Source organism: Mesorhizobium sp. M7A.F.Ca.AU.002.02.1.1, assembly GCF_003998535.1.
Classification (GTDB): domain Bacteria; phylum Pseudomonadota; class Alphaproteobacteria; order Rhizobiales; family Rhizobiaceae; genus Mesorhizobium; species Mesorhizobium ciceri.
Window position 1 is genome coordinate 1 of sequence record NZ_RZPB01000418.1, and the last position, 5511, is coordinate 5511.

The 5511-nt window shown below is 65.4% G+C and carries 4 protein-coding genes and 1 pseudogene; 3 read left to right on the plus strand and 2 right to left on the minus strand.

The window, feature by feature from the left end; genetic code table 11:
• Both EN879_RS22830 and EN879_RS22835 read left to right on the plus strand, forming a co-directional pair.
• Positions 1-287: pseudogene (locus tag EN879_RS22830) on the plus strand (gfo/Idh/MocA family oxidoreductase); the annotation flags it as partial.
• Between the two features lie 206 nt (positions 288-493).
• A complete protein-coding gene (locus EN879_RS22835) occupies positions 494-1936 on the plus strand; it encodes an amidase (protein WP_063169585.1) in 1443 nt (480 codons plus the stop codon).
• A 217-nt stretch (positions 1937-2153) separates the two neighbouring features.
• Here EN879_RS22835 and EN879_RS22845 read toward each other — a convergent pair whose 3' ends face one another.
• The gene (locus tag EN879_RS22845; RefSeq protein ID WP_063169584.1) at positions 2154-3392 is read right to left on the minus strand and encodes a Xaa-Pro peptidase family protein; all 1239 of its coding nucleotides are present in this window, start codon (positions 3390-3392) and stop codon (positions 2154-2156) included.
• Between the two features lie 68 nt (positions 3393-3460).
• A complete protein-coding gene (locus EN879_RS22850) occupies positions 3461-3991 on the minus strand; it encodes an invasion associated locus B family protein (RefSeq protein WP_244514247.1) in 531 nt (176 codons plus the stop codon).
• Positions 3992-4284: 293 nt separating this feature from the next.
• On the opposite strand from EN879_RS22850, the gene EN879_RS22855 reads away from it, so the two are divergent.
• On the plus strand, positions 4285-5511 hold a 1227-nt coding region (locus EN879_RS22855), incomplete at its 3' end, for an inverse autotransporter beta domain-containing protein (RefSeq protein ID WP_206520983.1).

Below are 5511 nucleotides of genomic sequence, written 5' to 3' on the forward strand. Positions count from 1 at the left end.
TCTCGAATGCCGCCGACACCGACCGCCACACCAAGACCGATGCGCTGAAGATCCACTATGCCGCTGTCGACGGCGACAAGAATTTCTCCAAACCCGACGAGATCGTCAGCATGGAGGACGAACCCGGCCACCAGGAACTGTGCGATCGCGAGCAGGCCTTCTTCCTGCGCGCCATCCGCGAGGATCTCGACCTCACCGAGCAGATGGATGCGGCGGTCAACAGCCTGCGCATCGTGCTGGCCGCCGAGCAGAGCATCGCACTGGGACGGACCATCGACCTGGCCTGAAGTCGCGCCAGCCCCCCTCATCCGGCCGCTTCGCGGCCACCTTCTCCCCGTTGGGGAGAAGAGGGTGGCGCTGGCGCTGCAAGTCTCCTCTCCCCTCGGGGAGAGGTCAGCCGAGCGAAGCGGAGGCTGGGTGAGGGGGCCGATGCCCCAATACAGTTCTCCGCAGGAGCAGCATCAACACAAGCTATCCGCCGAAGGAGAGAGATATGGCCGCCGTCACCGACAGTCTGCTGAAAACCTATGCCGAGTCCGACGCGCTGGACCTTGCGGCGCTGGTGAAGCGCGGCGACGTTACCCCGGCGGAGCTGGTGGAAGCGGCGATCACGCTGGTCGAGCGGCTCAACCCGACGCTCAATGCGGTCATCCATCGCCTCTACGACATGGCGCGCGGCCAGGCGCAGACGGTCGACACATCAGCGCCCTTCGCCGGCGTGCCATTCCTGCTCAAGGAGCTGGCCTCGTCCTGGACCGGGGCGCCGAACACCAACTCCTCATTCTACCTGAAAGATGTCGTCGCCGATTTCGACACCGAAGTGGTTCGCCGCATGAAGGCGGCCGGGCTGGTGCTGGTCGGCAAGTCGAACGCCCCAGAAAATGGCTGGTCGATCACCACCGAGCCAAAGCTCTACGGCGCGACGAAGAACCCGTGGAAGGAAGGCATCACGCCCGGCGGCTCCAGCGGCGGAGCGGCCGCGGCGATTGCTTCGCGCATGGTGCCGATCGCCGAAGCCAGCGATGGCGCCGGCTCGATCCGCATCCCGGCCTCCTGCTGCGGCATCGTCGGCCTGAAGCCGTCGCGCGGCCGCGTCAGCCTTGCGCCGTTCGGCGACTATTGGTATGGCGGCGCCTATTTCCTCTGCTGCTCGCGCACGGTGCGCGACACGGCGGCCTATCTCGACGCGGTCGCCGGCGCGCTGCCGGGCGACCCCTACACGCCGCCGGTTCCTGATGGCAGCTGGCTCAGCCTGTCGGCGCGGGCGCCAACGAAGCTGCGCATCGGCTTTTCCGTCACGCCGCCCAACGGCACCGCGATCGATCCGGAGGTGAAGGCGGCGGTGCTGGAGACCGTGGCTGTACTCGAGCGGCTCGGCCACCATGTCGAGGAGCATGACATGCCGCTCGACGCCGATGCTGTGTGGAAGACCTACACCAACATGACCTGCGTGCAGACGGCGGCGACCTTCGACTACCTTGAAACGGTGATGGGGCGGTCGGTGACACCGGGCGATGTCGAGGCGGTGACCTTCGCGATCATCGAGCGCGGCCGTGCGACCAGCGGCACCAGGCACATCTCCGACGTCGAGCAGCTCAGGCAGGTCGGCCGCGACATCGTCGGCGACCTTGGCGCCTACGATCTCTTCATCACCCCGACGCTGACGCAGCTGCCGCGCCCGCTCGGCTATTACGACATGTCGGAGACGGATATCGACCGCTACAATGCCAAATGGACGGACGCGGTGTTTGCCTTCCCCTTCAACATCTCCGGCCAGCCGGCGATCTCGCTGCCGCTCGGCTGGTCGAAAGACGGCGTCCCGATCGGCGTGCAGCTGGTCGGCCGCTACGGCGACGAGGCAACGGTGCTGGCCGCGTCGGCGCAGCTGGAACAAGAGATGCCGTGGAGGGGGAGAAGGCCGGCGGTGAGTGGTTAGGTGCTTGGCACCCCACCGCCGAGTTCCGTGGCGCCCCCTCTGTCCTGCCGGACATCTCCCCCTCAAGGGGGGAGATTACGCGCTCAACAGCCTTCGCCAAATCATCTACACGGTAAGGTGGGCGAGACGGCGAAGCTGCCAATCTCCCCCCTTGAGGGGGAGATGCCCGGTAGGGCAAGGGGGGCGTAGAGCGCTGTCCCTGCAGTGACCCGCCTCGTTATCCAATCCTCTCCAGCCGTCGCGGCAGCCTGTTCATCGGCTTGGGCCCGTCCGGCGTGATCAGGAACTGGTCCTCGAGATTGAAGCTGGCGAGGCCGTCTATGTAGAGCGGGATCTCGAAGGCCAGCACCATGCCGGTTTCGATCACGACATCGCTGTCGGCGGCGATGAACGGCCATTGTTCGGAAAACACCGACTGGCCGACGCCATGGCCGAAATGGCCGCGGCGGTAGGTGCGCAGCCCTTGCCGCGCCAGGCTGTCGGTGGCGACGCAATGCACGTGGGCGAGCGTGGTTCCCGCAACAAGGGACGCCAGCCCGTCGTCAAAGGCCCGCTCGGCAATGGCGTGCAGTTCGGCCTGCTCGGCGGATGGCGGCCCGAAGGTGAAGTTGCGCGACATGTCGGAGGCGTAGCCGCCGACCGTGCAGACCATGTCGCACTTCAGCGGATCGCCAGGCATCGCTTTCGCATCGGCATCTTTGGCCCGAGCGCCCAGCGTCACATATTCGGCAGTTTGGACCGGATGAGACAGGCCGGACGCGGCCGTGGCGACACCTTGCCGGTAGAGGGCAATGAGATCGGCCTGGCGCATGCCGGCCATCGCATCGACCTGCAGCCGCTCCAGCCCGGCTTCCGACAGGATGATGCCTTGCTGCAGCAGGTCGATCTCGCGCGGCGACTTGATGGCCCGCAACCTGTCGAGCACGGCCGAGCCGTCGACCATCGTGCAGGCCGGCAACAGCGCCTGCATGACCGAGAAATCGGCGGCGGGCACAAAATCGAGGTCGACGCCGACCCTTGCGCGCCCGAGCCCGAACCCGGTCAGGATCTGCTTCAGCTCGTCGACGGCACGAGCGAGTTCGAATGTCGCGGGCCGAGAAAAACCCGGCGCCCGGCCGGCAAGGCCGGCCTCGATGCGTTGCGGCAACCCTTGCCCTGACGTCGAGGCGTCCAGCGTGGCGGCTTCGATCCAGATCGGGTGGCTGCGGATGACAGCATCCGGCAGAACCCGCTGCAATTGTCCCGCATTGAAGTCCGCCACCACGACGCCGATCGGCAGGTCTCGGCCAGCCGGGATGACGACAAAGCCGGCGCCGGCGCGCCGGAACAGTCCCGCCGGGCCGATCGAGGCTCCGGTCGCATAGTGGAAGGCCTCGGGCGCGCACAGCACCAGCGCCTCGATGCCGGCGCGGTCCATCAGTTGCGCCGCGCGCTGGCGGTCGACAAAGCCTGTCATGGGTTTCTCCACTGTCCGAAGCGGCAACGGAGCATTCCGGGCATCGACAATCAAGCCGCTGACAACAGCTACTTGATCGATTCCAGCTTGGCGACGGCAGCGGTGAAGCCAGCCAGCGACACCGGGATGGTGACCGGCTTGCGGGTGACCGATTCCATGCCGATGTTCAGATTGGTCCCCGACTTCATGGCCTTGATGAGATCCGCCGACAGCGGCGTGGCGGCATAGGCGCCGTTCTGGTCGCTGGTCTGGATGGCAATCGTCGTCTTCTGGCCCTGGTCGATCTGGAAGGAGGCGCCGGACGGCAGGAACAGGCCGTGCGGCAGGGCAAGCAGCATGGCGAGGCTGCCATTGCCGTTGTCGCGGCGCACGGTCACGGTCAGCACGCGCTGCCCGGTCTTGGCCTCGGTCAGGTTCTGCGAAAGCTGGCACTGAAGCTCGGTGGTCGCCGAACCGCTGGAGCAGTTCATCGCCCACGGATTGGCATCGGCCGGTTTTGCATTGGTTTCAGCCGGCTTTGGCTGGGCCGGCTTGGCATCTTCGGCGAGGGCCGGGCCGGTGGCCAGAGCAAGCCACAGGGCGGCCAGCCCCGCGGCCATGCCAAGTAAATTAGATCTAGCTAAAGTAAATGTCATGTTGTTTTGCCGGATGCCTTGCATGTTTCCTCGCCGCGCCCGGTATTCTCCCGAGCATGGCTTGATACAACACCCGCGACTGTTCCGGAAGCCGAGCAGGAGGCAAGCAAGCCGGCGAAATTACTGTGGCTTTTCGGATACAACGAACAATATTGCAGGAGGCCCTCAGAAATCGAAGCGCCGGAGACTCGCTATACAATAGAATTCGAGTAAGATTTTACACGGGGTGCGTGCAGTCCCCGAAGGACTCGCCAGGGATGGGAACTACCGAGACGCCTCGGCAAGTTGGTGAGATGGCGGCGCGTGGGGAGGATTTCCGCGTGCACGCCGGCTATCGCCGTTCGCGAATCGCCAGGCATCTCTGGAAGACGACGGCACTGACGACGCTGGCGCTCGGCCTTTCAGGCATGGCCGCCTATGGCGATCCCAACGGGCTATGGCAGCCGCAGATCCGCGCCATCATCGGCGCCGACAACAATGGCGGCAACGGCGCGCTCGAAGGTTTCATCCCGCTCAAGCAGACGGCCGAATCCGTGCTGTTCCTGGATGTCCGGGCCAAGCACGATTTCAAGGATGGTTCCGGCCAGGATGTCGGCCTCGGCATTCGCCGCATCGTCAACCCGGACCTGATGATCGGCGGCTACGCCTATCTCAATCTCGAGAACTACAACTCCACCCAGTTCACCGCGGCCACGCTGGGCGCCGAGGCGATCACGCCTCATTTCGATGCGCATGTGAACGTCTATCTGCCGATCAAGGGTGATTCGACGGATCACTCGACCAGTTCGACCCTGTCGATGGTCAGCAACCAGCTGATCGAGCAGATCTCGGTCCTCGACCACCGCGATTACGCGGCATGGGGCATCGAGGGCGAGATCGGCGCGCAGGTGCCGGTCAACCTGCCCGACAAGCATTCGCTGCGGCTCGACATTGGCGTCTATCATTTCGAGGATCCGCATGGCGACGACGGCAGCGTCACGGGCGCCAAGGCCGGCTTCGAGTATACGATCGGCGATGTTTTCGGCAGCAACACGGAACTGGTCTTCGCCGGCGAGGTCCGCAACGACAATCGCGACGACACCCAGTTCGCCGGCAGTGTGCGGCTGAACATCCCGTTCAATCCCGGCAGCGGCTCGGACCACGCCGCCAATGGGGCCGACAGCGGGCCGGAGCCGGTCTATCCGGTCAGCGAAGGCCTGCGCAAGCGCGTCAACGAGCGCGTGCGTGGCGATATCGGCGTCCGCGTCCAGTCGCAGACGCTGACCGGCGGCTCGACGACGCGTGTCGCCATCAACGCCGCCACCAATGCCGCCTTCGGCAAGTTCTACTACGCCGATGGCGGCCTCGCCGGTGCCGGCACGCTGGCCGACCCGACGACGCTGGACGACGCCGTGACCAAGTCGGGTGCGAACGGTTTTGTCGTGGCACTCGGCGGCAACGGCAATCTGACGACTGGCGGGGTGACGCTTTCCAATGGACAGACC

Bases quoted from the DNA above. Each gene is read 5' to 3' on its own strand.
- EN879_RS22835 (WP_063169585.1), top strand. From the start codon at position 494: ATGGCCGCCGTCACCGACAGTCTGCTGAAAACCTATGCCGAGTCCGAC.
- EN879_RS22845 (WP_063169584.1), bottom strand. From the start codon at position 3,392: ATGACAGGCTTTGTCGACCGCCAGCGCGCGGCGCAACTGATGGACCGC.
- EN879_RS22850 (WP_244514247.1), bottom strand. From the start codon at position 3,991: ATGGCCGCGGGGCTGGCCGCCCTGTGGCTTGCTCTGGCCACCGGCCCG.